The sequence below is a fragment of the Dyella kyungheensis genome, from assembly GCF_016905005.1.
GTDB lineage: Bacteria > Pseudomonadota > Gammaproteobacteria > Xanthomonadales > Rhodanobacteraceae > Dyella > Dyella kyungheensis.
On sequence record NZ_JADIKC010000006.1, the window covers coordinates 56,831 to 82,077 of the forward strand.

At 65.5% G+C, this 25,247-nt stretch carries 20 protein-coding genes; 16 read left to right on the forward strand and 4 right to left on the reverse strand.

Features of this window, described 5'->3' with window-relative positions; translation table 11 throughout:
* Positions 1-107 precede the first annotated feature (107 nt).
* Positions 108-2,792 (forward strand): TonB-dependent receptor, encoded by a 2,685-nt coding sequence (locus ISP20_RS13830; protein WP_204636694.1) that lies wholly within the window; start codon positions 108-110, stop codon positions 2,790-2,792.
* Positions 2,793-2,865: 73 nt separating this feature from the next.
* Entirely contained in the window at positions 2,866-4,884 is a 2,019-nt protein-coding gene (locus ISP20_RS13835) for a tetratricopeptide repeat-containing sulfotransferase family protein (protein ID WP_239535886.1), read from the forward strand.
* On the opposite strand, the gene ISP20_RS13840 is transcribed toward ISP20_RS13835, so the two are convergent.
* The 3 genes from ISP20_RS13840 to pdxR are packed head-to-tail and all read right to left on the reverse strand — an operon-like array spanning position 4,885 to position 7,802.
* Complete coding sequence (locus ISP20_RS13840) at positions 4,885-5,259, reverse strand: cupin domain-containing protein (protein ID WP_204636695.1); 375 nt, start codon at positions 5,257-5,259, stop codon at positions 4,885-4,887. It abuts the gene before it with no gap.
* A 2-nt stretch (positions 5,260-5,261) separates the two neighbouring features.
* The gene (locus ISP20_RS13845) at positions 5,262-6,293 is read right to left on the reverse strand and encodes a TlpA family protein disulfide reductase (RefSeq protein ID WP_239535888.1); all 1,032 of its coding nucleotides are present in this window, start codon (positions 6,291-6,293) and stop codon (positions 5,262-5,264) included.
* A 60-nt stretch (positions 6,294-6,353) separates the two neighbouring features.
* Entirely contained in the window at positions 6,354-7,802 is a 1,449-nt protein-coding gene (pdxR, locus tag ISP20_RS13850) for a MocR-like pyridoxine biosynthesis transcription factor PdxR (RefSeq protein ID WP_204636696.1), read from the reverse strand.
* 109 nt (positions 7,803-7,911) lie between these two features.
* On the opposite strand from pdxR, the gene ISP20_RS13855 reads away from it, so the two are divergent.
* From ISP20_RS13855 to ISP20_RS13915, 13 genes are all read left to right on the forward strand, one after another.
* Positions 7,912-8,610, forward strand: coding sequence for a glutathione binding-like protein (locus ISP20_RS13855; protein WP_204636697.1), 699 nt, complete (start codon positions 7,912-7,914; stop codon positions 8,608-8,610).
* A 204-nt stretch (positions 8,611-8,814) separates the two neighbouring features.
* Positions 8,815-9,732, forward strand: a complete 918-nt coding sequence (locus tag ISP20_RS13860) for a DMT family transporter (RefSeq protein WP_204636698.1) — start codon at positions 8,815-8,817, stop codon at positions 9,730-9,732.
* Between the two features lie 99 nt (positions 9,733-9,831).
* The gene (locus ISP20_RS13865) at positions 9,832-12,036 is read left to right on the forward strand and encodes a protein-disulfide reductase DsbD family protein (RefSeq protein WP_204636699.1); all 2,205 of its coding nucleotides are present in this window, start codon (positions 9,832-9,834) and stop codon (positions 12,034-12,036) included.
* On the forward strand, positions 12,033-12,575 hold the full coding sequence (locus ISP20_RS13870; RefSeq protein ID WP_204636700.1) for a TlpA disulfide reductase family protein: 543 nt from the start codon (positions 12,033-12,035) through the stop codon (positions 12,573-12,575). The genes ISP20_RS13865 and ISP20_RS13870 overlap by 4 nt, the downstream gene beginning before the upstream one ends.
* A gap of 150 nt (positions 12,576-12,725) precedes the next feature.
* On the forward strand, positions 12,726-13,184 hold the full coding sequence (gene aroQ, locus ISP20_RS13875) for a type II 3-dehydroquinate dehydratase (protein WP_204636701.1): 459 nt from the start codon (positions 12,726-12,728) through the stop codon (positions 13,182-13,184).
* Positions 13,185-13,255: 71 nt separating this feature from the next.
* Positions 13,256-13,711, forward strand: a complete 456-nt coding sequence (gene accB, locus ISP20_RS13880) for an acetyl-CoA carboxylase biotin carboxyl carrier protein (RefSeq protein WP_204636702.1) — start codon at positions 13,256-13,258, stop codon at positions 13,709-13,711.
* Positions 13,712-13,727: 16 nt separating this feature from the next.
* Positions 13,728-15,095 (forward strand): acetyl-CoA carboxylase biotin carboxylase subunit, encoded by a 1,368-nt coding sequence (accC, locus tag ISP20_RS13885; RefSeq protein WP_204636871.1) that lies wholly within the window; start codon positions 13,728-13,730, stop codon positions 15,093-15,095.
* 49 nt (positions 15,096-15,144) lie between these two features.
* On the forward strand, positions 15,145-15,501 hold the full coding sequence (locus tag ISP20_RS13890) for a DUF7716 domain-containing protein (RefSeq protein WP_204636703.1): 357 nt from the start codon (positions 15,145-15,147) through the stop codon (positions 15,499-15,501).
* 206 nt (positions 15,502-15,707) lie between these two features.
* Positions 15,708-16,616, forward strand: coding sequence for a 50S ribosomal protein L11 methyltransferase (prmA, locus tag ISP20_RS13895; protein ID WP_204636704.1), 909 nt, complete (start codon positions 15,708-15,710; stop codon positions 16,614-16,616).
* Positions 16,617-16,745: 129 nt separating this feature from the next.
* Positions 16,746-17,531, forward strand: a complete 786-nt coding sequence (locus ISP20_RS13900; RefSeq protein WP_204636705.1) for a zinc-ribbon and DUF3426 domain-containing protein — start codon at positions 16,746-16,748, stop codon at positions 17,529-17,531.
* A 293-nt stretch (positions 17,532-17,824) separates the two neighbouring features.
* The gene (locus ISP20_RS13905) at positions 17,825-18,112 is read left to right on the forward strand and encodes a helix-turn-helix domain-containing protein (protein WP_204636706.1); all 288 of its coding nucleotides are present in this window, start codon (positions 17,825-17,827) and stop codon (positions 18,110-18,112) included.
* Between the two features lie 105 nt (positions 18,113-18,217).
* On the forward strand, positions 18,218-19,828 hold the full coding sequence (gene purH / locus ISP20_RS13910) for a bifunctional phosphoribosylaminoimidazolecarboxamide formyltransferase/IMP cyclohydrolase (protein WP_204636707.1): 1,611 nt from the start codon (positions 18,218-18,220) through the stop codon (positions 19,826-19,828).
* 214 nt (positions 19,829-20,042) lie between these two features.
* The gene (locus tag ISP20_RS13915; RefSeq protein ID WP_204636708.1) at positions 20,043-23,120 is read left to right on the forward strand and encodes an ESPR-type extended signal peptide-containing protein; all 3,078 of its coding nucleotides are present in this window, start codon (positions 20,043-20,045) and stop codon (positions 23,118-23,120) included.
* Between the two features lie 69 nt (positions 23,121-23,189).
* Here ISP20_RS13915 and ISP20_RS13920 read toward each other — a convergent pair whose 3' ends face one another.
* Positions 23,190-24,191: a bile acid:sodium symporter family protein gene (locus ISP20_RS13920; RefSeq protein ID WP_204636709.1), complete on the reverse strand. Its 1,002-nt coding sequence runs from the start codon at positions 24,189-24,191 to the stop codon at positions 23,190-23,192.
* Positions 24,192-24,284: 93 nt separating this feature from the next.
* On the opposite strand from ISP20_RS13920, the gene ISP20_RS13925 reads away from it, so the two are divergent.
* On the forward strand, positions 24,285-25,181 hold the full coding sequence (locus ISP20_RS13925) for a LysR family transcriptional regulator (RefSeq protein WP_204636710.1): 897 nt from the start codon (positions 24,285-24,287) through the stop codon (positions 25,179-25,181).
* Positions 25,182-25,247: the final 66 nt, after the last annotated feature.

Genomic DNA, 25,247 nt, shown 5'->3' on the forward strand with positions numbered 1-25,247 from the left:
CCTAGTCCGAGTCACGGGCATTTCATCGCCTCTCCCTAGCCTGCCGGCCCGAGCAGCCATAAGCCTGCCGACGCTGATCGGCGACATCAAACCTCGGGGAGTGCGTCTTGAAGATCAATGCCATCACTTGCGCGGTGCTTGCCGCGCTTGCGGTTACTCGCGTGTCCTATGCCGACGATGCGGCGCCGGCAGGACCTGCGCCGGCGGCGCAGAATTCTTCGGTGTCCACGCTGGGCGCCATCACGGTCACCGCGCAGCATGCCAACGAAGACATGCAGGACGTGCCGATCACCATGCAGGCGTTCACCGGAACGACGCTGCAGCAGCTCAACGTCAGCACGTTCGACGACATCATCAAGTACCTGCCCAATGTCACCTTCGCCGAGAACGGCCCGGGCCAGGGCAACATCTACATGCGTGGACTGACCACCGGCTTCCTCGGCAATCAGTCGAGCGCATCGATCGCGCCCTTCCCGAACGTGGCGGTGTATCTCGACGACCAGTCGATGCAATTCCCCGCGCGCAACCTCGACATCTACATGGTCGACATGGAACGCGTCGAAGTGCTGGAAGGTCCGCAGGGCACGCTGTTCGGCGGCGGCGCGCAGGCGGGTGCGGTGCGTTACATCACCAACAAGCCCAACCTCACCAAGGTCAGCGGCAACGTGGAGGCCAGCACGGGCGTCACCGCCGGTGGCGGTCCGAACAACTCGGCCAGCGCGGTGTTGAACCTGCCGATCATCCCCGGCACCTTCGCGCTGCGCGGCGTGATCTACAACGACCACCGCGGCGGCTACATCGACAACGTGCCGAGCACGTTCACGCGCAACAACAGCGACGGCGGCAACTTCTACGCCAACATCAAGCCCACCGGTGGCCTGTGCCCGAACGGCCTGCCCAGCAGCACCGGCTATTGCACCGTGCCGGGCAGCCCGGTCGCCAACAACAACGCGGTGGCCAGGAAGGATTGGAACCCGGTCGATTATCAGGGCGGGCGCGTGTCCGGCCTCTACAAGATCAACGACGACTGGGACGTGCTGATCGCGCAGAGCTACCAGGAGATGGATGCGGAAGGCCAGTCCTCGACCTATCCGATCAGTTCGGATGGCCAGCAGCTGCAACCCCTGCAGACCAGCGTGTTCGTACCGGCGTGGGACAAGGACCGCTACTCCAACACGGCATGGACGGTGAACGGCAAGATCGGCGATCTCTCCGTCGTCTATACCGGTGGCTACACCGACCGCCACATCAGCGAACAGCAGGATTACACCAACTACGCGCGCGCCGTGGGCGGCTGGTACTACAGCTGCACCGGCGGCACGGGTCTTGGCGCTGGCACTACGCCGCGTTGCTACTCGCCGATCGGCTACTGGAACGACCAGGTCAAGAGCACGCACCAGAGCCACGAGCTGCGCTTCAGCACGCCGGAAGACGGCCGCCTGCGCGCCATCGGCGGCCTGTACTTCGAGGACTTCAAGATCCTCGACGACATGAACTTCAACTACAAGACGATCCCGTCGTGCACGCCGGTCAATCTTTCCAACGCGCTTGCCGGCGGTGCGCCGTGCGTGGCGAACGTGGTGCCGTATCCCGGCACGGCGCAGATGGATCCGGGCCAGCGCAGCGACAGCACCGCGTTCGGCGAAGACGAGCAGCGCGGTTACCGCCAGGTGGCGGCGTTCGGTTCGCTGTCGTACGACATCATTCCCGAAGTGCTTACCGCCACGGCCGGCACGCGTTACTACCACTACTCCGAATACCAGCGTGGCTCGCAGTACGGTACCGGTTCCAACTGCGTGAACGTGCCCAATGGGCAGTGCACGGGCGGCGACGCCACCAACATGACGGCGGAAGGTCTCAACGGTTCGTATCACGGCTTCAAGAGCCGCGCGAACCTGGTGTGGCATATCTCGCCCGATGCGATGGTCTACTACACCTTCTCGCAGGGCTTCCGTCCCGGCGCCTACAACCGCACCACCAAGGGCGTCGCTGTCGGCCCGGACGGCGCGCAGTACAAGAAGCCGCTCAGCTACGCGCCCGACTCGCTGACCAACAACGAGATCGGCTTCAAGACGGAATTCTTCGACAACCACCTGCTGCTCAATGGCTCGCTGTACCACATGCAGTGGAACAACGTGCAGATGCAGTTCTTCAATCCACTGGTGCTGGGCAACACCACGTTCGGCGTCAACGGTCCCAACTACAAGGTCGACGGCGCCGAGCTGCAGTTCGACGCCCGCATTACCGACGGCTTCTCGCTGATGGGTTCGGGTTCGTTCAACCGCTCCAAGCAGACCACGTCGCCGTGCCTGGTGGGCAATATTCCCAATACACCGGCCTACGGCGCGTGCATCACCGAGGTGATCATCGCCGGCCAGGGCCTGCAGCCGTTCGCCAACCCGTTCGGCCAAGAGGGCAGCGAACCGGCCTTTTCGCCGCGCTCGCAGTTCAACCTGCGCGCCCGCTACGACTGGTCCTTCAACGGCGGCTACAAGGCGTTCGTCATGGCGGGCGCCAGCCATATGGGCTCGATGTACAACCAGCCGGCGACCTACCCCAGCGGCGAAGGTGTGATCTACCCGACCACGGTGGACCTGCGCTACCTGCAGGAAGGCTATACCACCTACGACGCCTCGCTGGGCATCGCCAAGGACGCCTGGGACTTGTCGCTCTACGGCAGCAACCTGAGCAACAGCCACGCCAGCGTGTTCACCTCGTCGGCGCAGTTCATCAAGTCGGAAGTGCCGCTGCGCCCACGCGTGGTCGGCGTCAAGTTCGGCTACAAGTTCTGACATCTGCCCGTCGCGAATGCGTCGTTAGCATGGGGTGGGCGCAAGCCCACCCCACTCTTTTCGCAGGCCCGGCATGAATGCAGCGCTCACCGATCCGATCACGATGTCCGTCGAACAGCAGGTAGCGCAGCTGCGCCAGCTGCAGAAAGGGGGACAGCATCCGCAAGCCTTGCAGCTGGCCCTGGGCTTGGCGCGCGAGCTGCCGGAAAACCGCGACGTGATGTATCTGCTCGCCCGCAGCCAACGCCACCTGGGACAGGTCGACGACGCCCTGCAGACCCTGCTCGTGCTCGAGCAACACCATCCCGCCTTCAGTCGGCTGCACGAAGAGCGCGGCCACTGCCATGTCGTACGACGCGATGCGACGCAGGCGATCGATGCCCTGCTGCGCGCGGTCAATATCAACCCTGCCCTGCCCTCGAGCTGGAATCTGCTCGAGGGCCTCTACCGCATGACCGGTGACCATGCGAATGCGCAGCTGGCCGCCGATCATGTGGCGACGCTCAAGCACCTCGCTCCCGAAGTGGTGCACGCCACCAGCCTGTTTTCCGATGGTGAGCTGGTACAGGCCGAGCTGGCCATTCGCGGCCATTTGCAGCGCGTAGGCGACGATGTCGAAGGTATGCGCTTGCTCGCACGTGTTGCCGTGGCGCGCGATGTGCTGGACGACGCGGACCTCCTGCTGGAAGCCGTACTGCATCTTGCGCCCGATCACCACGCCGCACGCTTCGATTACGCCAAGGTGCTGTTCGAGCGGCATCGGTACAAGGAGGCTTGCGCGCAGATGGAGCAGCTTCTTGCCATCGACCCGGACCACCTCGACTACCGCGCGCTGCATGCCAGTGCCAACGTCGGCCTGGGCGAACACGATCGCGCCATCGGGCTGTATCGCGAACTCCTGCAAATCGTGCCCGAGGCGGCAGACCTGCATCTGTCGCTCGCCCACTCGCTGAAGACCCAGGGACGCCAGGCCGAAGCCATCGACGCCTACCGCGCCGCCATCGCCGCGCGGCCCGACTTCGGGGACGCCTACTGGAGCATGGCGAACCTCAAGACCTACCGTTTCACCGACGGTGAAATCGACGGCATGCTCGCGCAGGTAGCAATGCCGTCGACATCGCTGGTGGACGGTTATCACCTGAACTTTGCGCTCGGCAAGGCATTCGAAGACCGCGGCGATTTCGCCGCCTCCTGGCAGCACTACGCTACCGGCAACGCGCTCAAGCGATCGGAAAGCCGCTACCGGCCCGAGATCATCGAAACCAATACGTGCCGGCAGATCGAGGTGTGCACGCGCGAGTTCTTCGCCGAACGCAGCGGTGCGGGGGACCTCAGCGCCGATCCCATCTTCATCGTGGGCCTGCCGCGCTCGGGCTCCACGCTGCTGGAGCAAATCCTCGCCTCGCATCCGCTGGTGGACGGCACGCAGGAACTGGCGGATATCCCGCGCATCGTGCTGGAGCTGCAAGGCCGCGAGCCCGACCTCGACGATCCGCGCTATCCGGGCATCCTGGCGCAGATGCCGATGGAGCAGTTTCGCAGTATCGGCGAGGCTTACCTGCGCGATACGCGTAGCTATCGCGGCGCGGCGCCGTATTTCATCGACAAGATGCCCAACAACTTCCGGCACCTTGGCCTGACCCACCTGATGTTTCCCAATGCGAAGATCATCGATGCGCGGCGCGAGCCGATGGCCTGCTGCTTCAGCAACCTCAAGCAGCTGTTCGCCACGGGCCAGGAGTTTACTTACAGCATCGAGGACATCGCGCGCTATTACCGCACCTACCTCGATGTGATGGAACACTGGGACCGCGTGCTGCCCGGCCGCGTGCTGCGCGTTCATCACGAAGACGTGGTGGACGATCTGGAAGGCAACGTGCGGCGCATCCTGGATTTCTGTGGCCTGCCGTTCGATCCCGCATGCCTGGCGTTCCATGAAACGCGGCGCAGCGTGCGCACGGCAAGCTCGGAGCAGGTGCGCCAGCCGATCTTCCGCGACGGCATCGATCAGTGGACGCATTACGCGCCGTATCTGGCACCGCTGCGGGAGCAGCTTGGCGACGCGCTCGAACGCTACCGCGCGATTCGCTGACTATTTGTGCGATGCGCGCGGCTTGCCGACGAACACCACCAGGATGGTGGCAGGCACCGTGTTGCTGGCATTGGCGCTGACCAGGTGCCGCGCCCCCGCAGGCTCGAACCAGTTTTCGCCCGCCGCGTAAACGCGTAGCGCCTGCCCTTCCACCTGGCTGCGCACCTCGCCGTTCAAGACATACACATAAGCATCGCGGTCATGCGAGTGGGGCTTGGATGCTTCGCCCGGGGCGTAGCTAACTTGCAACGCTTCCAGTGCCCGGCCGGGTGCCTGCGTCAGCGCTGCCGTCAGCAGGGTATCGTCCTGCGTCGCCTTGGCGGGTCCGACGGCAGCGAGCATTAACAGTGCGGTGAGAAGAAGAGTCGTCCGCATGATCAGCGCCTCGTGACCGCGGCCGATGGCGGCAGCGCGGCATCCACCTCTTCCGTACGGCGAATCACTTTGCCCTGTGCATCCAGCACGATCAGCGTGGGCACATGCATCACGCGGAAGCGGCGGAACAGGGCGCCTGAGTCGTCCAACGCCAGCGGCATGTCGATGTGGTGTTCGCGCTGGTAGTCGGCGAGTTCGTCATGGCTGGCCCACAGACCCGAAGCGATGCCGAGCCAGCGTGCATGGCTGTCGCGGGCCAGCACGTCGGCGCGCTCACGAGCGCTTCGGCAACTCTGTGCGATGGCGGGCCGGCTCTTGGCCAGATACGACTCGCACCAGGGCGACAGGAATAGCAGCACCGTCGGTCGTGCCGCTTCGAACGCCGGCAGGAATTTTCCATCGAGCGTATGCAGGTCGAAGGCGGGCACGCGATCGCCGACGTCGTAATGCGGCTCGTCCTTGGGCGCGATGGCCGATGCGACGTTGGCAGTCGATGGACGGCGTGCCTGCGCCAGCGCCGCATCGAGCTTTTCATCGGCCATGTGGCCCACGTAGGCAATGCGTCCGTCGCGACCGATCACCACGTGCTGCGGCGTCACGCGCAGGCGGAAGGCTTCGCCCAGCGAACCATCGTCGAACACGATCGGCATGCCGAGTCCCAGCTGCTTCTGCACTTTGCGCACTTCCTCGACGCTGTCATCGAAACCGACGTCGATGGCGATCACCGCCATGTCCGGCCCGGCCTGTTCGTAGGTGCGTTCGAAATGCGGCATCTGCTCGCGGCAGGGCACGCACCAGGTGGCCCAGAACTTCAGATAGACGGCTTTCTTGCCGTAGAGCGCGCCCAGGTCGATGGTCTGGCCGTCGATGGTCTTCACCACCATGCGGGGGGCCGGCTGGCCGACCAGGCTGCGGCCGGCCGCTTCCGCGCGCGATTGGCCGGACTCGGAGGCATGCGTCGAGGCGCAGGCCAGGAACAGGCAAAGCAGGATCAGATAGCGCATGGCGACAAGCCCCAGGAATGACGGGGCCATGTTCCGCCGGTCGCTGGACCTTAAACAGATCCAGTTTTCGCGGAAATGAGAGAACCAGTGCTAACCCGGACGATGCGCCTCAAGCAGCTGAGCCAGCACACGCGCAGCCTCGTCCATACGCGTCGCCGGCATGCCGCCTAGGCCGAACACCAGGCCGTTCGGCCGCGCGTCGCCGATGGCGTAATCGCCCAGCGCTTCGATACGCATGTTCACCGCCTGGGCATCCTTGACCAGTTGGCTCGCCGGCACCGGCCAGCGCAGTTGCACGGCGATGTGCAGTCCGGCGTCCGAGGCCAATGGTTGCAGAGCGTCGCCGGCGTGCTGCGATAGCGCTTCAAGCAACGCCTCGCGACGCTCCGCATAGATGCGCCGCATCTTGCGCACATGCCGCGCCAGATGGCCTTCGTTGATGAACAGCGCCAGCGTGTCCTGCGCCAGCACGTCGCTGTGCCGGTCGCCGAGCTGGCGCACGCAGGCCAGCGCCGGCATTGCCCAGGCGGGCGCCACCAGGTAGCCCAGGCGCAGCGAGGGAAACAGGCTCTTGGAAAACGTGCCGATGTAGAACACCGAGCCGTCGCGATCCAAGGTCTGCAGGGCATCGAGGGGGCGCCCGCCATAGCGGAATTCGCCGTCGTAATCGTCTTCGACGATCACCGCCTGGTTGCGTCGCGCGAAATCCAGCAAGGCTGCGCGGCGCGCGGGCGACATCGCCATGCCGGACGGGAACTGGTGCGACGGCGTTACATAAATCACGCGTGCGTTGGGTGGAATCTGCTCGACCACCAGGCCTTCGTCGTCGACCGGCACGGGCACGATCAGTGCGCCGGCGGCTTCGAAGGTCTGGCGCAGCGGCGGATAACCGGGATCCTCCACCGCCACCACGGTATGCCCCGGCGTGACGAGAATGCGCGCCAGCAGATCGAACGCCTGCTGCGCACCGCCAACCACCATGATGTCCGCGGCACTGCAGGTAACGGCGCGAGTGAACGAGACATGCCCGGCAATCGCCTCGCGCAAGGCCTCACGCCCGGTGGCCGCGTCATAGAACGAAGGCGTACGCGACAGCGAGCGCAGCGCGCGAGCGGACAATTTTCGCCACGCCTCGAACGGAAAGCGCGAGGCATCGGGCAGGCCCACGCGCAGGTCATAGCGCGCGGGCGGCAAGGCGTTCATCGGCGCGGGAAAGATCGCGTCGCGCCATTGCGGTTGCAGGCGCCTTTCTTCGCCCGTGGTCGAACGCGACGGGCTGGCTTGCGTGGGTCCCGCGTGGGCGACCACATAACCCGCCCCCTGGCGCGAGACGATATAGCCTTCGCTGAGCAGGCGGTCGTAGGCCGCCACGATGGTGTTGCGCGACAGGCCCAGCGAGGTGGCGAGCGAACGCGTGGACGGCAGCGGCTGGCCCGTGCGAAGGCGGCCGTCCAGAATCGCCGACCGCAACTGCCCGTGCAGCGCCTGCAGGCGGCCGCGTACGGGAATATCCAGCGGGAAGGCCAGCGGTTGTTCCATGAGTGCGTCCGGTTAGGTCGACTGGTACTAAAGATTTCCTTTGTTCTGGATCTTTTTCAAGACCAGTGAACCCCCGACACTGCAACCATCCACTCACCGGAGCCTTGCCATGATCGAGCTGTACTTCGCCGCCACGCCCAACGGCCTGAAGCTGAAGCTGTTCCTGGAAGAGGCGGGGCTGCCCTACTTCATCACCCCGGTGAGCCTGAGCAAGGGCGAGCAGTTCAAACCCGAGTTCCTGGCCATTTCCCCCAACAACAAGATCCCGGCCATCGTGGACCACGCGCCGGCCGGCGGCGGCGCGCCGGTGACGGTGTTCGAGTCAGGGGCGATCCTGCTCTATCTCGCGGAGAAGATCGGCCAGTTCCTTCCCAGGGACACGGCCGGCCGGGTGGAGGTGTTGGAGTGGCTGTTCTGGCAGGTGGCGGGGCTGGGACCGATGGCCGGCCAAGCCGGGCATTTCAAGGTCTATGCGCCCGAACCGGTGCCCTACGCGATCGACCGCTATACGCGCGAAGTGGCGCGGCTGTATGGCGTGCTCGATCGCCGGCTGGCCGGGCGCGAGTTCATCGCGGGGGCGTTCTCGCTTGCCGATATCGCCTGCTATCCGTGGATCGTGCCGCACGAGGCGCACGGCCAGAATCTGGCGGATTTTCCGAACCTGGAGCGCTGGTTCATCGCCGTCTCGCAGCGGCCGGCCACGGTGCGTACCTATGAGGGCGTTGAGAACGCGTACACCCCGAAGCAGCCGCTGTCCGATGAAGAACGCCGCGTGCTGTTTGGTCAGGGCGCGGCTCCGAAGGGCTGAAGACTGCTGACAGGTTCTGACGCAATGGGCGGCTAGACTTCCAAATTGACAGCCACTTCTCACCCCCGTCATTCCGGCGCAGGCCGGAATCCAGGAGCGATGAGCAGGGCTTTCGCAGCAGGATCGGGTGTGCGCACTCGCGACAACCAGACCTAATCGCTACTGGATTCCGGCCTGCGCTGGAATGACGGGCAAAGAGCAGCCATGAAAACCTCCGACGTCACCGCACTGATCTTGCTGGGAGCCCTCTGGGGCGCCTCGTTCCTGTTCATGCGCATGGGCGCGAACGAGTTCGGCGGCATGGCACTGGCCGGCATGCGGGCCATCGGCGCGGCCATTTGCTCGATTCCGCTGCTGACACGCACGCGGCTGACCGAGATGCGTACGCACTGGCGCGACATCGCCATCGTCGGCATCGCCAATTCAGCGCTGCCGTTCGTGCTGTTTTCGTTCGCGGCGCAGAGCCTGCCGGCCGGCGTTTCGGCAATCTCCGATGCCATTGCACCGCTGCTGGTCGCGCTGTCGGGCTGGATGCTGCTGGGCGAGAAGCTGAACCCCATGCAGGCCAGCGGCCTGGTGATCGGCTTTACCGGCGTGGTGTGGCTGGTGGCCGGCACGGTCGGTTTCGGTGGCGGCACGCATGCCATGGGCTGGGCGATGGCCGCCTGCCTGGGCGCCAATGTCTGCTACACCTTTGGCGCGCACTACAGCCATCGCCGCCTGCGCAGCGGCGTCACGCCGCTCAGTGTGGCCACCGGCAGCCAGCTCGCCGCCGCCGTGTTGCTGCTGCCTTTTACCGTCTGGATGTGGCCCACCCGCACCCCGGGATGGTCGGCCTGGCTGGCCGTGCTGGGCCTGGCGGCCCTCTGCACGTCGCTGGCCTATGTCCTGTTCTACGGCTTGATGGCCCGCGTCGGGGCCTCGCGCAGCATGGTGGTGATGTTCCTGATCCCGGTGTTCGGGGTGGTCTGGGGGCTGGTGTTCCTGCATGAACCAGTGACCCTGGCGATGGCGGGCGGATGCATCGTGATCCTGCTCGGCGTGGCACTCACCACCGGACTGGTGCGCCTGCGCCGTAACCGCGGGCCGGTGCCGAACGAAGTAGCTGTAGAACACCCTTGAGTTCCGGCGGGCTGTCCCCGGCCCGCCGAGATTCCCAAGCTGAGCCATAATCCCGCTTCACCCGCGCCACGGCACGGGTCTCTCCATGCTGGAGCTGCAATGCGTCTGATCCACCCTGGCCGATTGGCCGCCCGCTTTCTCAGCCTGCTCTGCCTGTTGTGGCTCGCGCTGCCCGCGTTGGCGCAGGACGATCTGGACGGCCTGTTGCCGGTCACCGAGGCCTATAAGCTCAGCGCCGATGCCTCCACGCCGGGCGTGGTGAAGCTGCACTGGACCATCGCGCCGGACTACTACCTATACCGCGGTCGCATGAAGTTCAAGGCGGCGGACGGGGCCACGCTGGGCGAGGCGCAGCTCCCCGACGGCGAGAAGCACCACGATGAATACCTGGGCGACGTCGAGACCTATCACCATGGCGTCGACGCCACCGTGCCTTACACCGTCGCGGCCGGCACGACCGAGCTCAAGCTCAGCGTGCAATACCAGGGCTGCCACGAGGTGGACCCCAAGATCTGCTATCCGCCGCATACCGAGCAGTTGACGTTGCCGGTGCCGGCGGGTGCGGGTGCCGCCGCCGGTGGCGATGCCATGGGCGCGGCACTGGGCAAACTCGGCGCGTCCAAGAGCGGCGACAGCGCCGCCCTGCCGGCCGAACAGGCCTTCCACCTGGAAGCGCTGGCCAAGGACCGCCAGCACCTGCTGCTGCGCTGGACGATGCCCAAGGGCTATTACCTTTACCGCGACCAGACCGCGCTCAAGCTGAAAGATGCCAACGGCCTCAGCCTGGCCAAGCCCGAGTGGCCGGCCGGGGTGGAGCACCAGGACGCGCACTTCGGCAAGACCACGGTGTATTTCGACCAGATCGACGTGCCAGTGGCCATCGAGGGCGATACCGCTGCGCTCAAGACGGTGAATCTCGAAGCCAGCTTCCAGGGTTGCCAGGACGGCGGCCTGTGCTATCCGCTGATGACCCGCGCGCTCACCATCGACCTTGGCGCTGCCACACCCACCAGCGGTGTCGAGGCACAGCCCGCGCCGGAGATGCCGCCGGCCGGCCTGGCCACGGGTGCGCTGCAGGTGAGCCTGCTCTCGGCCTTGCTGCTCGCCCTGGGTGGCGGCCTGGTGCTCAACCTGATGCCGTGCGTGCTGCCGGTGTTGTCGATCAAGGCGGTAGGCCTGCTGGAAAGCGGCGAGAGCCACGGCAAGGCGCGTTCGCACGCACTGTTCTATACGGCCGGCGTGCTGAGCACGTTCGCGCTGATCGGCATCGCCATCGTCGCGCTGCGCTCGGCCGGCCATGCGCTGGGCTGGGGCGCGCAATTGCAGCAACCGCTGGTGGTTGGCGTGCTCGCCTGTGTGATGGTGGCGGTGGGCCTGTCGATGTCGGGCGTGGTGCAGTTCGGCACCTCGCTGGGCAACGTGGGCTCGGGCCTGGCCTCGCGCTCGGGCCATGCGGGCGACTTCTTTACCGGCGTGCTCGCGGTGGCGGTAGCCAGCCCCTGCACGGCGCCGTTCATGGGCAGCGCGCTGGCCTATGCCTTCGCCGCGCCGATGATCAATGCGCTGCTGGTGTTCCTGATGCTGGGCATCGGCCTGGCGCTGCCGTTCCTGGCGATCGGTTTCATCCCCGCGCTGGCGCGCCTGCTGCCCCGCCCTGGCGCCTGGATGGAAACGCTGAAGCAGGTGCTGGCGTTCCCGATGTATCTCACCGCCGTGTGGCTGATCTGGGTGCTGGCGCATCAGCGCGGTGCCGATGCGGTGGGCCTGGTGCTGGTGGCGGTGGTGCTGATGTCCGCCACGCTGTGGTGGTTCGAGCGCAGCCGTTCGCGCGGCGCGTTCAGCCGCGTGGCCGTGGTCGTCCTGCTCGCACTCACTGTGGTGCCGCTGTTCTACCTCTCGAAGGTGCAGGCCCCGACGCAGGTCGCGCAGACCGCGGACGGCGTGGTGGCCTATTCGCCGGAGAAACTTGCCGAACTTCGCAAGGCCGGCACGCCGGTGTTCGTCGATATGACCGCCGACTGGTGCGTCACCTGCAAGGCCAATGAGCACGCCGTGCTGGACACCGACGCCTTCCGCGAACTGCTCAAGAAAACCGGCGCCGTCTATATGAAGGGCGACTGGACCGACGTGAACCCGACCATCGCCGCCTTCCTTCAGCAGTACCACTCGCCGGGCGTGCCGCTGTACGTGGTGTTTCCCAAGGATGGTGGCGAAGGTCGCATGCTGCCGACGGTGCTCACCTCTTCCCTGGTGGAAGATGCGCTGACCAAGGCCGCGGGCACCCCGGTGGCTGCCAACCCATGATGACCCGTAGCAACTGGATCATCCTTGGCGCGGCGGTCGTGGTGGCCGCGGCGGGCGGCTGGCTGCAGCACGCTAGCCAGCGGGCCCACGCACCGAACGGCGCGCAGGTGGCGCAAACCGGCGACGCCGCGCCCGATCTCACCCTGCCCGACCTCGACGGCAAACCGCATCACCTCTCCGACTACCGCGGCCGGCGCGTACTGATCAACTTCTGGGCGAGCTGGTGCGGGCCCTGCCTGAAAGAAATGCCGATGCTGGTGCAGGCTCAGGCCAACGTCGGCGAAAAGGGGCCGATCATCCTTGGCGTCGCCATGGATGATCCGGCGCCGGTGCGCGCCTATCTGGCAGCACACCCAGTGAACTACCCGATCCTGATCGGCAGCCTGGACAACCCCAGCATCTCGCTTAGCCTGGGGAACGTCGGCGAAGTACTGCCATTTAGCGTGTTACTGGATGAGAACGGCCGCGTGCTGTTCAGCCGGCGCGGCGTGCTGGACGCCGACGACCTGAAGGCCTGGGCCGCCCCAGCCGCGCCCTGATGCGGTTTGCGCCGCCATACGTCGCCGCACGGTTTAACATTAACTTCTCCTTCAAACATCGCCGAACTGCGCCGAACTGGACAACATCGGCCGGGACGCGCACACTCCGCGCCGGACGTCGGCTACCACCGGCGCGTTCAAGGTAAGGGCGTGGCGAAGATCCTGGTCCTGCACGGACCCAATCTCAATCTGCTGGGCGTACGCGAGCCGGAGGTTTATGGCCGCGAGACCCTGGCCGATATCGACGCCCTGCTGGCGCAGCGCGCCCAGGCCGCCGGACATGGCCTGGAGGCGCTCCAGACGAATGCCGAGCACGCCCTGATCGACCGCATCCACCAGGCCCGCCTGGACGGCACGGCGATCATCCTGATCAACCCGGGCGCCTTCACCCATACCAGCATCGCCCTGCGCGACGCGCTGGCGGGCGTGGCGATCCCCTTCATCGAGTTGCACCTGTCGAACGTGCACGCCCGCGAGGCGTTCCGTCGGCACTCGTATCTGTCGGACATCGCCGTGGGCGTGATCTGCGGCTTCGGCGCCGACAGCTACCGGCTGGCATTGGATGCCGCCCTGCATCGGCTGGACCGCGCTGGCGCGTCCGCCTCCTGAAGCCAAGGGCCTGTTGCCCTCCCTATTCCCATATCGGCTGCCACCGCGGCCTCAACGAAAAGGTTTGAACCATGGACCTGCGCAAGATCAAGAAGCTCATTGACCTGCTTGAGGAATCCAACCTCGCGGAACTTGAGATCAAGGAAGGCGAAGAAGTCGTCCGCCTGTCGCGCGTGCCGAAGGGCACCGTGACCACCGCACCGGTGATGCAGGCCGCCCCGGTGGCTGTCGCGCCCGCCCCCGTGGCCGCCGCGCCGGTGGAAGCCGCCCCGGCCGAAGCCGCGCTGCCCGCCGGCCATGTGGTGAAGGCGCCGATGGTCGGCACCTTCTACGCCTCCTCCAGCCCGGGCGCCGCCGCGTTCGTGAAGGTCGGCCAGCAGGTCAAGGCCGGCGAAACGCTGGGCATCATCGAAGCGATGAAGATGTTCAACCAGATCGAGGCCGACGTGGCCGGCACCGTGAAGGCCATCCTGCTCGAGAACGGCCAGCCGGTGGAATTCGACCAGCCGATGTTCGTGATCGGCTAAGGCCGTCCTTATGCCGATGCTAGAAAAAGTCGTCATTGCCAACCGTGGTGAGATCGCGCTGCGCGTGCTGCGCGCCTGCCACAGCCTGGGCATCAAAACCGTGGCGGTGCACTCCACCGCCGACCGCAACCTCAAGCACGTCGGCCTGGCCGACGAGTCGATCTGCATCGGCCCCGCGCCGTCGGTCGACAGCTACCTCAATATCCCGCGCATCATCGCTGCGGCGGAGATCACCGACGCCCAGGCGATTCATCCGGGTTACGGCTTCCTCTCCGAGCGCGCCGACTTCGCCGAACAGGTGGAACAGTCGGGCTTCATCTTCATCGGCCCCACCGCCGATGTGATTCGCCTGATGGGCGACAAGGTGGAAGCGATCCGCGCCATGAAGGCCGCCGGCGTGCCGTGCGTGCCGGGTTCGGGCGGCCCGCTCGGCGACAACGTGGAAGAGAACATCCGCATTGCGCGTGAGATCGGCTATCCGGTGATCATCAAGGCCGCCGGTGGCGGCGGTGGCCGCGGCATGCGCGTGGTGCGCACCGAAGCGCACCTGGGCAACGCCATCACCATGACCAAGCAGGAAGCGAAGGCCGCTTTCGGCAACGATCAGGTGTACATGGAGAAGTTCCTGGAGAATCCGCGCCACGTGGAAATCCAGGTGCTCGCCGACGGCCAGGGCAACGCCATCCATCTTGGCGAACGCGACTGCTCGATGCAGCGCCGCCACCAGAAGGTGGTGGAAGAAGCGCCCGCGCCGGGCATCACGCCGGAACTGCGCGAGCAGATCGGCAAGGTGTGCGTGGATGCGTGCATCCGCATCGGTTATCGCGGCGCCGGCACCTTCGAATTCCTGTTCGAAGACGGCCGCTTCTACTTCATCGAGATGAACACCCGTATCCAGGTGGAGCATCCGGTGACCGAACTGATCACCGGCATCGACCTGGTGCGCGAGCAGCTGCTGATTGCCGGCGGCGAGAAGCTCTCGATCAAGCAGTCGGACATCAAGATCCACGGCCATGCGATCGAGTGCCGCGTCAATGCCGAAGATCCCGATTCCTTCCTGCCTTCGCCGGGCACGGTGAAGCGTTTCGAGGCGCCGGGTGGCCCGGGCGTGCGCGTGGACACGCACCTGTACGACGGCTATCGCATTCCGCCGAACTACGACTCGATGATCGGCAAGATCATCGTGCACGGCCCGGACCGCGAAACCGCCATCGCGCGCATGCGCCTGGCGCTGGCCGAGACGGTGATCGAAGGGGTGAAGTGCAACATCCCGCTGCAGCAGCGCATCATGGCCGACGCCGGTTTCCAGCAGGGTGGACAGAACATCCACTACCTGGAAAAGCGCATGGCCGAACAGAAGGAAAAGGCCGCCCTCGGCGGCTGATTTGTGCACCGGCGAGCCGTTCTCGCGGCTCGCCGGTTGCTTCGACACCATGTCCGAACTGATCACACTGCGCGAAGCGATCGACGCCATCACCGAGGCGTTCGACGAAGGCGACGGCTGGGACCGCTACCGCTGGGTCTATATCCGCGGCGCGATCACCGAACCTTCATGCAGGCTCTATCTCTCGCACCTCGGCGATGAAGACGATGCGCTGATCGCCGACCACGGCGAAGCGCTGCCCGAATTCGCTGCGCAACACGAGCTTCGTCATTTTCTCGAAGCCGCGGATTTCGCCGAGGTGCTGTTCGTGCAGCGACGGCGCGATCCGTCGTCCACGCTGATCGAGCTGGCCCGCGCGCTCGATCACTACCGCAAGCACGACAGCTTCCTGGGCATGGCCCCGTAAAACCCCAGTCGGCCACTGCAGGAGCGCACCCTGTGCGCGACCGCGGAGCCATGCTGTACCTCTGGACGCGATTCTCGACCGCCACACAAGCGCTCGCGACGCGCCGAACTTCAAGGCGACAGCCGACCGCCGTCGCGCACAGGGTGCGCTCCCACAGGTGAGGCACCTTCGGCGACAATGCACGCCTGATATCGCAGGAACGCCCCATGCCCTGGCTTGAACTCTCGCTCACCATCCGCGCCGAACAGCAGCCTCGCGTCGAGGAGGCGCTCGACGATCTGGGCGCGCTGTCCGTCACGCTGCAGGATGCCGATGCGGAAACGCCCGACGAGCAGGCCATCTTCGAGCCCGGCGTGGGCGAACTGCCGCTGTGGCCCACCATCACGCTCAACGCGCTGTTTGAGGCCGATTGCGACCGGCGCGGCCTGGGCGAAGCGCTGGGCGACCTGCTGCCCTGGCTGGAGCCCGACCAGCTGCAGTTCCGCGACGTCGCCGACGAGGACTGGGAACGCGCGTGGATGGACCAGTTCAAGCCGATGCCGTTCGGCCAGCGGCTGTGGATCTATCCGTGGAACATCGAACCGCCGGCCGACCAGGACATCGTGGTGGTGCGACTCGATCCCGGCCTGGCCTTCGGCAGCGGCACGCATCCCACCACCGCGCTGTGCCTGGCCTGGCTGGACAGCCTGGATCTGCACGGCAAGCGCGTGATCGACTTCGGCTGCGGCTCGGGCATCCTCGCCATCGCCGCGCTCAAGCTCGGCGCCGCCAGCGCGGTGGGCGTGGACAACGATCCGCAGGCGCTGATCGCCTCGGCGGACAACGCCGAACGCAACGCCGTGGCCGATCGCCTCAGCGTCTATCTGCCCGAGGACGTAAAGGCCGACCCGGCCGACGTCTTCATCGCCAACATCCTCGCCGGCCCGCTGGGCGAACTGGCGCCCACCTTCGCTGCGGCCGCCAAGCCCGGCGCGCCGTTCGCCATCTCCGGCATCCTGCAGGGCCAGCAAGACGAACTGCTCGCGCGCTATGCGGAATGGTTCGACGAATTGCGCGTGGATACGCAGGAAGACTGGGTGCGCATCAGCGGCAAGCGCCGCGCAGGGACGCACTAGCGCGGCGAGCGCAAGAGCGGCCGCTGCGGCCGTCGCCGCTGAGCGACAGTTCACGATAACGGCCTCCGTGCGGGTGATTTGTCCCGCGCGGTGCACTAGGCTTGCGGCAATCCGATCGCCACGGCCCGCATGTACGCCCAATGTCCCGAATGCCTCACCGTATTTTCCATCAACGTGGAAGTGTTGGTGCGCGCGGGTGGCAAGGCCATATGCGGCCACTGCGACAACGCCTTTGATACCCTGTACAGCCTCCATGAGCATCTGCCGGCGGAGCCGTTCGACCGGCTGCCCATCCACCAGCAGGGCCTGGCGCCGCGGATAGACCTGGCGATCTACCGCCCGCCTGCCGAGCCCCCGGCGGTGGCCGAAGCGCCGGCCCCGCCCGATGTGCTCGACGAATTCGCCAACCTGGTGGTTGCGCCGCGTTTTGCGCGCAAGGCGGAAAAGAAACGCCGCTGGCCCTGGATCACCGCCTGCACGGTGCTGCTGCTGGCGCTGGGCGCACAGCTGGCCTGGGCCGAGCGGGACGCGATGATCGGCGACGACACCGTGGGCCCGTTGCTGCGCGACGCCTGCAACGCGCTGGGCTGCCAGTTGCCGCTGGTGCAGGACATCAAGCGCCTGAGCCTGGTGGCCCGCGATGTGCAAGCGCATCCTTCGGTCCCCGGCGCCCTGCTGATCACCGCCAACCTGCGCAACGACGCACCGTTCGCGCAACCCTATCCGGTGGTGTCGATCACGCTCTCCGATGCCAACGGCAAGAAGCTCGCCATGCGGCGCCTGCGCCCCACCGAATACCTTGGCGATGGGGCCACGTTGCGCAAGGGCATTCCATCCGACGGCAGCGCAGCGCTGATGCTCGAGGTGGAAGACCCCAGCGGCAAGGCGGTGGCGTTCGAGTTCGATTTCGAATAGCCGTCCATTTGACGGATCGTCAAAGCATGATGGCGAACATCATCAATGCGCTCGACCATTTGCCATAGGCACAGGTCGTGCCACCAATGCAAGTGAATGTCCATAGGACATTTTGGTTGCGTGCTGTAAACGCCATCCTGCCGAACGGGTACTTAAAATTCTCGGCACGCGAGGGTACACTCGCTCCTTCGTCCTATGCTGCACCCGGCGTTCCATGCGAGCCGCCGCCCGCGGTATTTGCCATAAACATTTGCAGCGGCCCACGTAGCCGCTGCGTTAGAACGTGAGGGGAAATGCCCGTGAACGCCGTACGACTGCCTGCCAGCGAGTCTCCGAAAGAGACGTCGTCGCAGAGCGCTTTGAGCGAATGCGTCAGCCGTACCGTACGCCGCTATCTCGCCGATATTGGCGACACGGCATGCGATGAAGGCCTGCACGCGCTCGTCATCCGCGAAGTCGAAGGCCCCCTGCTGCGTGAAGTGCTGGCCTGGCATGACGGCAACCAGAGCCGCGCCGCCGCCGCACTCGGCATCAACCGCGCCACGCTGCGCAAGAAGCTCGCCGCGCACGGCCTGCTTTAAAAGCAGTGAATAGGGAGTAGTAAATAGTAAAGGGTGAAGAGCAGGGTCGTCTGCTTTTCACCCTTTACTATTTACCATTCGCTATTCACGCTTTCGGAAGCCGCCATGCCCGCCTCTGCCGTATCCCCCATTCGCCGTGCGCTGCTCAGCGTATCGGACAAGACCGGACTGATCGCGCTAGCCCAGCGCCTGCACCAGGTCGGCGTGGAACTGCTTTCCACCGGCGGCAGCGCCAAGGCACTGCGTGACGCGGGCATTCCGGTGAAGGACGTGAGCGAACTCACCGGCTTCCCCGAGATCATGGATGGCCGCGTCAAGACGCTGCACCCCAAGGTGCATGGCGGCCTGCTCGGTCGCCGCGGCACCGATGCTGCCGTGATGAGCGAACTGGAGATCGCGCCGATCGACCTGCTGGTGCTCAATCTGTATCCGTTCGAGCAGACCGTGGCACGCGCCGATTGCACGCTGGAAGAAGCGATCGAGAACATCGACATCGGCGGTCCGGCGATGCTGCGTTCCGCGGCCAAGAACTGGAACGACGTGGGCGTGCTCACCTCACCCGACCAGTACGACGAGGCGCTGGCGGAAATCGAAACGCATGGGGGCCTCACGCGCGCCACGCGCTTCAAGCTCGCGGTCGCCGCATTCAATCGCGTGTCCAACTACGACGGCGCGATCAGCGATTACCTCTCCGCGCTCAAGCTCAACGACGAGTACGACGCCATTGCCGGCCATGACGCGTTCCCCGCGCAGGCCAACGGTCGCTTCGTCAAGATGATGGACCTGCGCTACGGCGAGAACCCGCACCAGCAGGCGGCGTTCTACCGGGATCTGTATCCGGCGCCGGGCACGCTGGCCACGTTCCGCCAGCTGCAGGGCAAGGAACTGTCGTTCAACAACATCGCCGACTCCGACGCCGCGTGGGAATGCGTACGTAGTTTCACCAAGCCGGCCTGCGTAATCGTCAAGCACGCCAACCCGTGCGGCGTGGCGGTGAGCCTCGATGGCATCGGCCGCGCCTACGACCTGGCCTACCAGACCGACCCCACCTCGGCGTTCGGCGGCATCATCGCGTTCAACCGCGTGGTGGATGCGGCCACGGCCAAGGCCATCGTGGATCGCCAGTTCGTGGAAGTGGTGCTCGCGCCCGGCTACGAAGACGCAGCGCTCAAAGCCTTCGCCAAGAAGACCAATGTGCGCGTGCTGGAAATCCCGCCGCCGGCCGACGGCGACCTGAGCAAGGCACATCCGGGCAACGATTCGCGCCGCGTGGGTTCGGGCCTGCTGATCCAGACCGCCGACCGCGCCATGGTCAAGGCCGAGGACCTGAAGATCGTCACCAAGCGTGCCCCCACGCCCACCGAGATCGACGATCTGATCTTCGCCTGGAAGGTGGCCAAGTACGTCAAGAGCAACGCCATCGTCTACGCCAAGGATCGCCAGACCATCGGCGTGGGCGCAGGCCAGATGAGCCGCGTGTACAGCGCCAAGATCGCGGGCATCAAGGCTGCCGACGAGAAGCTGGAAGTACGCGGTTCAGTGATGGCATCCGATGCGTTCTTCCCGTTCCGCGATGGCATCGATGCGGCCGCTGCCGCCGGCATCCAGGCGGTGATCCAGCCGGGTGGTTCGATGCGCGATGCGGAAGTGATTGCCGCAGCGGACGAGCACGGCATGGCGATGGTGTTCACGGGCATCCGCCATTTCAGGCACTGATCCCCAACCTTAGCGATACGAGAAAAGGCGCCCCTGGGCGCCTTTTTTCTTGGCGGACTCTCACTTGAGACAAATCTGAGATCGCCAGAGATCAGACAGTTCTTATGTTTCGCGCAGACCCTCGAGCGGACCATGTGCTTCGTGGACGGCAAGGACGTCCGGCAAGCCAAACGGAAACGGCCATCACTTTCCTCTTCCGCTTAAGGGTCTTGTCATGAACGCCATCTATCGCATTGTCTGGAACGCTGTCACTGGCCGCTGGGTCGTCGCCTCGGAACTGGCCAAGGGCCGCAAGAAGGGCGGCAGCAAGCGCGCCGCCGTGGGTGCCGTGCTAGCGGCCGGTCTGCTGGGCTCGCTGGCCATGAGCCATGCCGCCTTCGCTGCAAATGGCGGCTCGCTCAATCTGTGTGCGGAAGACAATACCGGCGCCGCCCTGGGCACTTCCGGCACACCTACCGCCCTCGGCTCCTGCAGTGCGAACACGTACGACTGGGGACTGTTCAGCGACTCCGCCCCGAACGGCGGCACCGGCGGCACCAACCAGACATCCCTCACCGGCAACAAGGACGGCACGATGTCGTTCTACGCGGCGAACGGCCTGAAGATGCTGTCCACGCTGAACATGAGCGGCCAGAAGATCACCAACCTGGCCGACGGCACCGCCGCCAGCGACGCGGTCAACTTCGGTCAGCTGCAGACGGTCGCCACCCAGGCCACCAACATCAATCGTTACTTCAAATCGGGTGGCTTGAACAATGGCACCGACGATGCCGTGAACAACGGTGCCTTGGCCATCGGCGCCAACAGCAAGTCTGCACAGGGGACGGATATTGCGATTGGTCCGGGCGCAGTGGCCACCGGTATCTCAAATCCAGGCAACGGCTCCATGGCGATTGGCTACGCCGCACAGGCGACTGCCGGCGCCAGCATGGCCGTCGGACTGGGTTCCGTGGCGACAGGTTCCAGCAGCATGGCCGTGGGTCGGTATGCACAGACGACGGGTTCTTACAGCACCACGCTTGGTGGTCGTAGCCTCGCGCAGGCCGCCAATTCCGTCGCGCTGGGCACACGCTCGCTGGCTGATCGCGCCAATACGGTGTCGGTGGGGGCAGCCTCGTCGTTTACCGATGCGTCGGGCACTGCGCAGGTGGCCAGCACGCGCCAGATCGTGAACATGGGTGCTGGCACGCAAAGCAATGACGCGGTCAACGTGTCCCAGCTGACCCCGGTCGTTGCTGCTCTGGGCGGCGGCGCGGCCATCGACGCCACCTCCGGTGCCGTCACCGGCCCCAGCTATGCACTGACCAACGCCAACAGCATCAATGGCACCTCGGGTGCCGCCACCGATGTGGGCAGCGCATTCGGCAAAGTCGACGCTGCGCTAGGCACGCTAAACACGGCGGTGACGCAGAACACCACCAACATCGCCGGCAACACCGCGTCGATCAGCAACCTCGACAGCCGTGTCACCACCAACGAAGGCAACATCAGCACGATCAACACCAACGTCAGCAACATCGATGCTCGCGTCACCCAGAACACCAACAGCATCTCCTCGCTGGACGGCCGCGTGACGAACGTGGAAGGCAGCATCAGCAACTTCACCAACCAGATCAATAACGGTTCGGTGGGCATGGTGCAGCAGGTCTCGGCCGGTGCCGATCTGACCGTGGGCAAGGATACCGATGGTGCGGCGGTGGACTTTGCCGACAAGAGCGGCAACGCCCGTACGCTGAAGAGCGTGAAGGCCGGCGTGAGCGACAACGACGCCGTCAACATGTCGCAGCTCAACGCGACCAATGCGACCGTGACGCAGAACACCACGGATATCTCCTCGCTGGACAAGCGCGTCACCACCAACGAAGGCGACATCGGCACGATCAACACCAACGTCAGCAACATCGACGCCCGCGTCACCCAGAACACCAGCAGCGTCTCCTCGCTGGACGGCCGCGTGACGAACGTGGAAGGCAGCGTCAGCAACATCACCAACCAGATCAGCAATGGTGAGCTGGGCCTGGTGAAGCAGGACGCCAGCAGCAAGACCGTCTCGGTCGCCAAGGACACCGGCGGCGCCGTGGTGGACATCTCGGGCACCGACGGCGAGCGCAAGCTCAAGGGCGTGGCTGAGGGCGACGTGAGTGCATCCAGCAAGGATGCCGTCAACGGCAGCCAGCTGTTCGCCACCAACCAGCAGGTTGCGCAGAACACCGCCGCCATTGCCGGCAACACCGCTTCCATCGCCGGCCTGAGCCAGTCGATCAACAACATCACCACCGGCGGCAACGGCGTGAAGTTCTTCCACGCCAACTCGGCGGCGGCCGATTCGGTGGCCTCGGGCCAGGAGTCGGTGGCCATGGGCGGCGGCGCCCAGGCGACGGCGAAGCAGTCGGTTGCACTGGGTTCGGGTTCGGTGGCTGACCGCGACAACTCGGTGTCGGTGGGTTCGCAGGGCAACAAGCGCCAGATCACCCACGTCAAGGCCGGCACGGCCGATACCGATGCGGTGAACGTGGCGCAGCTGAAGGCCGCCGGCGTGATCAACGGCGACGGCTCGGCCAATGCCGCCGTGACCTACGATCGCAACGCCGACGGCTCGGCCGCCCATGGCAGCATCACGCTGGGCAATGGTCAGGCCGCCAGCGGCACGACCATCCACAACGTGGCGGCCGGCGTGGGCGAGATGGATGCGGTGAACGTGGGGCAGCTCAATGCGGTCGTATCCCAGGCCACCAGCACGTCGAACGCGATCGCGTCCAACGACGCCGGTGCGCCGGCGGCCAAGGCGACCGGCGCGCACTCGGCGGCGATCGGCGGCGGCTCGGTGGCTGATCGCGACAACACCGTGTCGGTGGGTTCGCAGGGCAACGAGCGCCAGATCACCAACGTCAAGGCGGGTACCGCCGATACGGATGCGGTGAACGTCGCCCAGATGAACCAGGCAAGCAGCTCGGCTACCAGCAGCGCCAACAGCTACACGGACCAGCAGGTGGGCAACGTCGCCAAACAGGTGGCCGGCATGCAGCAGCAGATGGACGACCAGTTCCGCAACGTCAACAAGCGCATCAGCGGCAACAACGCCATGAGCACCTCCATGATGACGATGGCGGCCAGCCTTGGCGGCATCGAGACGCAGAACCGCTTCGGCGCCGGCACGGGCTTCTCCAACGGCGCCAAGGCGATTTCCGTCGGCTACCAGCGCGCCATCAGCAAGCGCGCCAACATCACCGTCGGCGCCTCGGTCACCGGGGGCGACAGCTCGGTCGGCGTGGGCGTAGGCATGGGCTGGTAAGCAGGAAACCACGCAGTTAAAAGAAAAGGGCGTCCGGCAAGGACGCCCTTCTTGGCCGGCACCGACGTTTCAGCTTTCGGTGGCGACACCGATCTTGCGGTTGCGCCCTTCCACCCTCTGGGCATACTTCTTCGCCAACACCGCACACGTCATCAGCTGGATCTGGTGAAACAGCATGATCGGCAGCACGATGGCGCCCAACGGATGGCCGGCGAACAGCACCTTGGCCATCGGCACACCGCTGGCGAGGCTCTTCTTGGAACCGCAGAACACGATGGTGATTTCATCCTCGCGCTTGAAGCCCAGCGCACGCGCACCGTAGCGGGTAACGATGAGCGCAATGGCGAGTAGTACGGCGTTGACGATCAGCAGGCCGCCGAGCACCGGCAGTGGGATCTGCTTCCACAGGCCCTGCAGCACCGCCGCACTGAAGGCCGTGTAGACCACCAGCAGGATCGAGCCCTGGTCGACGAAGGACAACAGCGAGCGGTTGCGTTCCACCCAGCGGCCGATCCAGCGCTGCGCGACCTGGCCGGCCACGAACGGCACCAGCAGTTGCAGCACGATGGCGCCGATGGCATCCCAGTTCATGCCGCCCTGCCCGTGCGATTCCAGCATCACGCCCACCAGCAGCGGCGTGATGAAGATGCCGAGCATGCTGGAGGCGGAGGCCGAACAAATGGCCGCCGGCACATTGCCGCGCGCCATCGAGGTGAAGGCGATGGACGACTGCACGGTCGAGGGCAGCGTGCACAGGAACAGCACGCCCAGGTAGAGCGAAGGCGTCACCAGCGGCGACAGCACGGGACGCAGCAACAACCCCAGCAGCGGAAACAGGACGAAGGTGCTGGCCAACACGGTGAGGTGCAGGCGCCAGTGGGTCATGCCGGCCACGACCGCCTCGCGGGAGAGCTTGGCGCCGTGCAGGAAGAACAGCAGCGCGATGGCCATGTCCGTCAGCACGTTGAACACGCTCGCCGTGGTGCCGCGGCATGGCAGCAGGCTGGCGAGCGTCACGGTGACGATCAGGGCGCAGGTAAAGCGGTCGGGCAGGAAGCGACGCAGGAACATGGCCGTGGGCGCGAAAGGAGGGCTGCGCCTATTGGACTGCCAGTCCATTGATTAATCAAATCGTTTTATCTGATCTACTGATACAGTATTGGTATGAATATCAGCCTGCGCCAGCTCCGCGCCTTCCTTGCCGTGGCCCGCCAGCAGCATTTCCGGCGGGCGGCGGAGAGCCTGCACCTGAGCCAGCCGGCGGTGAGCCGCTATATCGCGGACCTGGAAGCCGAGCTGGGCATCCGGCTGTTCGACCGCACCACCCGCGAAGTGCTGCCCACCGACGCGGGCCGTTATCTGGAAAGCGCCATCGGGCGCGTGCTGGACGAACTGGAAGGCGTGCTTTCGCACGTGCATTCGGAGAGCGAACGCAAGCGCGGCAAGGTGCACATCGCCTCGGTGCCGACGCTGTCCGCGGGTTTGATGCCGCGCTGCATCGCCGACTGTGCCACGCGCTATCCCGAACTCACCATCCAGCTGCATGACCAGGCGCAGACCATGGTGCTGGACAGCGTGCGCGGCGGCGAAGTGGATTTCGGCGTGGCCATCGATCCGCCGCTCACCGGCGAATTCGACAGCGAGCGCTTGCTGCGCGATCCGTTCGTGCTGGTGTGCCGGCCCGATCATCCGCTAGCGAAACTCGATCGGGTGCCCTGGCGCAAGCTGCAGGGGCTGCCGCTGATCCTGCTCGACTATTCCTCCGGCAGCCGCCGCCTGATCGATCATGCACTGGCCAGCCGCGGCATCGAGGCCAACGTCGTGCAGCAGACCGGGCACACGTTCACCACCTATCGCATGGTCGAAGCCGGACTCGGCATCAGCGTGAGCCCCGCATTGGCACCACCGCCTCCCACGCTGGTGACGCGACCGCTGACGCCGCAGGAAAGTCGCGAGGTGGTGTTGATCAAGCGCAGGCAGCGCTCGCTGTCGCCGCTGGCGGCGCTGGTGTGGGAGCGGTTGCGGGAACTCACCCGCGCACAGGGTGCGCTCCCACAGTGATGGCAACGGAATGGAGCGGGTGGCGACGCCGCGCTCACATCCTGTTGAACGTCCGCCACCTAGCCT